The organism is Rheinheimera sp. (assembly GCF_036568245.1).
Taxonomy (GTDB): domain Bacteria; phylum Pseudomonadota; class Gammaproteobacteria; order Enterobacterales; family Alteromonadaceae; genus Alishewanella.
Map to the genome: position 1 here is coordinate 1 of NZ_DATCSY010000135.1, position 2,701 is coordinate 2,701.

Sequence of the window (2,701 nt, forward strand, 5' to 3'; positions counted from 1 at the left end):
GTTAAGCGGGCAGTGGCGCCAGTTTAATCTGGCTAAAGATCCTGCTTGCAGTGTCTGCGCTGGCAGTCAAACTAACCCGGCGCAATAACTAACCATGCAGCTTAACATTATCAGTTTGTGTGTCATTTTGCTGGCATCTTCTATGGCGTTGGCGAATACGGTGTACTTAGTGCGCCACGCCGAAAAGCTACCGTTAGTGTTAGCATTAGCCGGCAGCGTTTTCGCTGTAAACGGGCTGAATAACGCTGACAACCACTTTACCTGGCGCGTAGGGGGGAAGTTCAACCGTTAAGAACTGTGGCCTGAATTTGCATTTAATGGCACTTCAGGCCCCTCAGTGCTGTTACGGAATAGGCTGCAGTAGGGTGGTAAAGTCGTCGCTGGTTAGTGCTTGTTGCAATAGTTGTTGTACGGCGACTGACATCGACTGTGCTACCAGATGACAGCTGGTTTCTTCTTCAAGGCTTAGCGCCTCACCACGATAAGTGGTTTCGGTTTTCAATTTTTGACCATTTGATGATGACAACTCCAGCGCCATCTGCCAGCTATTGTTCCAGGAATTAAAAGTCATCTTTTGTAAACTGCCGGTCAATTGGATTGCTGCGTTATTGTCTAGTAACTTAGCTTTAGCCAGTTCGGTGCGCAAAGCCGCATCAACATAGTTGGCATAACCACCTGGGGCTTTAACCCGTCCTTGAGTTTGGCATTGCAGGTCATCTTTGACACCAGATGGCCGGCTAATAGCAGCAACAGCAACCGGAGCAACGTTTAATTGCTGCAAATGCAATAATGTATCTGCAGAGCTTTGATAGTCTGGCGTGTTATAGGTTATACAAGCCGAGAGGCTGGTAATGGCAGCGGTAACCAGAAAAATAGTGCTACGTTTTCTCATATAGATAACCTCTTGTTGGTAAGCTGAAGTTTGGTGTTTTACATACACAACTGAAGGTAAGAGTGTTGGCAATAAATAAGATTCAATATATTTACATGTTTTTACATTTAATTTGTTGCTTGTTTTTGTTAATAAAATGCGAATAAAAGAGAATCTTGAGGTTGGCTGATTGTTTTTCCGGCTGGCAAAATGTAAGTAATACGCATTGGCTACATAGCCACCATCATCTATACTCTGAATGTTTGAATTAGGTGTCTGATTGACACCGGGGGTGAGCAAATGGCCATGACGATAAAAGTGTCTGATGAGCAGATTGTGCAGCAGGTGCGTGAAGAAAGTGAGTTGATGAGCCGTTCTATTGGTGATCAGGCCGCGCATTGGATGCGTATTGGCCGTTTTATCGAACAATCACCGTTATTTGATATGGCGAAAATTAAGGCTATCCTGCAAGGCCAGCTTAGCCCGGATCATCTGACATCAAATGAAGAAGCAGCGGTTTACTTAGGTATGTTCGAAGCGGATATGTTTAATGAAAATACCAGCTATACCCATGAGCAACAGGCCTTTTATCGGCAACGACAACAGCAGGGGCTTGGCGTTGGCTTAAACAGCAGTGGCAAGGTAATTACCCAGGCCGACGTGAATGCTGCAATAAAAGATGAGCAATAAGCCGATACTGTATCTGATTGCCGGGCCTAATGGTGCCGGCAAATCCACGCTATACCAGCAAGTGTTAAAGCCCAAAGTACAAGCACCTTTTATTAACGCTGATCTTATTCAGAAAACTGAACTTAGTGATCAGTCCATGGCCGGTGCTTATGCTGCGGCCAAACTGGCGGCACAACGCAGAGCTGAGTATTTAACGTTGCAACATAGTTTTGTTACCGAATCTACCTTCTCTCATCCATCAAAATTAGATTTACTGCAACAGGCCAGAGCAACAGGTTTTATTGTGATGGTGTTCCATGTTGGCGTTGCAGCTGCTGATTTGTCGGTGCAGCGGGTGGCGTTAAGGGTCACTGAAGGGGGGCACGATGTGCCGGAAGACAAAATTCGCGACCGTTTTGCGCGTAACAAGGCCCTGATCCGCCAGGCGGTACTGCAGGCTGATTTGGGGCTGGTATACGATAACAGCCTGCTTAACCGTAAACCGGTATTGTTATTTAGTTTTCAACGTGGTCAGTTAAGCCAGCGTGTTGCATCCACACCCTGGGCGTTTGAACTCTATGGTGTTTAACTAGCTGTTTTCGGCAGTATATCGCTGTGCACCATTTGCAGTAATTTATAGGCATCGCCTAAATCACAGTTTTCATGGTCGCGCTTTTTATAGCCCAGCGTGGTCAGTTCTATATGCCAGGTGGGTACCACGTTGACTGTAGCCAGGGTTTGTTTTACGCAGTTAAGCGGGCAGCCGTCTACTGCCAGTATTGGCCGGCCAGACTGGGCTACTTTTACCAGCTGCTTTACTTTACCGCCGACGCCGGCAATGCAGGACATTTGTGCTGAGCCTTCGCGATCCAGTACCACGGCCAGATCATTGGCCAGCTGGGCAACGTTAGAGCAGCCAGAGCAGGCGTACACCAGCGGTTTGTCATGATATTGGGTATTCATAGTATTGGCTCCGTTAGCACCAGATGATTTGTCCAGTGTAAAAGCCAGAGCCGCCGGCGGCTTGATATAAATCAAAGCCGCTGCAGCCTTACCCCTTCAGAGGTAAGTGGGTTCAACCCGGACGGCCATCGGCCCGCGGAGTGGTTAACACCGGAAAATATACCAACACATACAGCAGGTAAGCCAGCACCCAACCAC

At 47.4% G+C, this 2,701-nt stretch carries 5 protein-coding genes; 3 read left to right on the forward strand and 2 right to left on the reverse strand.

Annotated features, from left to right (window positions below; genetic code table 11):
• The first annotated feature begins 94 nt into the window (after nt 1-94).
• Nucleotides 95-292, forward strand: coding sequence for a hypothetical protein (locus tag VIN66_RS05845; protein WP_331923093.1), 198 nt, complete (start codon nt 95-97; stop codon nt 290-292).
• A 51-nt stretch (nt 293-343) separates the two neighbouring features.
• Here VIN66_RS05845 and VIN66_RS05850 read toward each other — a convergent pair whose 3' ends face one another.
• Nucleotides 344-892: a hypothetical protein gene (locus tag VIN66_RS05850; protein WP_331923094.1), complete on the reverse strand. Its 549-nt coding sequence runs from the start codon at nt 890-892 to the stop codon at nt 344-346.
• 279 nt (nt 893-1,171) lie between these two features.
• On the opposite strand from VIN66_RS05850, the gene VIN66_RS05855 reads away from it, so the two are divergent.
• Nucleotides 1,172-1,561 (forward strand): TA system antitoxin ParD family protein, encoded by a 390-nt coding sequence (locus VIN66_RS05855; RefSeq protein WP_331923095.1) that lies wholly within the window; start codon nt 1,172-1,174, stop codon nt 1,559-1,561.
• The gene (locus tag VIN66_RS05860; protein WP_331923096.1) at nt 1,551-2,129 is read left to right on the forward strand and encodes a zeta toxin family protein; all 579 of its coding nucleotides are present in this window, start codon (nt 1,551-1,553) and stop codon (nt 2,127-2,129) included. The genes VIN66_RS05855 and VIN66_RS05860 overlap by 11 nt, the downstream gene beginning before the upstream one ends.
• On the opposite strand, the gene VIN66_RS05865 is transcribed toward VIN66_RS05860, so the two are convergent.
• A complete protein-coding gene (locus tag VIN66_RS05865) occupies nt 2,126-2,503 on the reverse strand; it encodes a putative zinc-binding protein (RefSeq protein WP_331923097.1) in 378 nt (125 codons plus the stop codon). The two genes, VIN66_RS05860 and VIN66_RS05865, sit on opposite strands and share 4 nt — an antisense overlap.
• Nucleotides 2,504-2,701: the final 198 nt, after the last annotated feature.

Bases quoted from the DNA above. Each gene is read 5' to 3' on its own strand.
- VIN66_RS05850 (WP_331923094.1), bottom strand. From the start codon at position 892: ATGAGAAAACGTAGCACTATTTTTCTGGTTACCGCTGCCATTACCAGC.
- VIN66_RS05865 (WP_331923097.1), bottom strand. From the start codon at position 2,503: ATGAATACCCAATATCATGACAAACCGCTGGTGTACGCCTGCTCTGGC.
- VIN66_RS05855 (WP_331923095.1), top strand. From the start codon at position 1,172: ATGGCCATGACGATAAAAGTGTCTGATGAGCAGATTGTGCAGCAGGTG.
- VIN66_RS05860 (WP_331923096.1), top strand. From the start codon at position 1,551: ATGAGCAATAAGCCGATACTGTATCTGATTGCCGGGCCTAATGGTGCC.
- VIN66_RS05845 (WP_331923093.1), top strand. From the start codon at position 95: ATGCAGCTTAACATTATCAGTTTGTGTGTCATTTTGCTGGCATCTTCT.